This is a genomic window from Vogesella urethralis, from assembly GCF_007644045.2.
In the GTDB taxonomy this organism is placed as follows: Bacteria; Pseudomonadota; Gammaproteobacteria; order Burkholderiales; family Chromobacteriaceae; genus Vogesella; species Vogesella urethralis.
In genome coordinates this window covers 1-227 of record NZ_VMDW02000132.1, presented here as the reverse complement: position 1 = coordinate 227, position 227 = coordinate 1, and the positions used below count along the sequence as shown (strand labels likewise).

The window sequence follows — 227 nt, the reverse complement described above, 5'->3', positions numbered from 1 at the left end:
CGAACTGGGTCCGGTTAACGCGACGATTCACAAAATCAATGAATGCGTGAACGCTGCCGATTTACAACTGCTGGCCCGCATGTATCAACGTATTATGGAGCAACTCGTCGCCTGACGGGTGCTTAAAGAGGATTAGCGAATGGACTGGCTTTCAAAGTACTGGTGGATTCTGGTGTTGGTATTTCTGGTAGGCGTGCTGCTTAACGTGATTAAAGATCTCAAGCGCG

The 227-nt window shown here is 48.9% G+C and carries 1 protein-coding gene; it reads left to right on the top strand.

Going from position 1 to position 227, the window contains the following annotated elements:
* Positions 1 to 139: 139 nt before the first annotated feature.
* A partial coding sequence (locus FLQ03_RS19710) for a hypothetical protein (RefSeq protein ID WP_420855667.1) occupies positions 140 to 227 on the top strand: 88 nt, incomplete at its 3' end.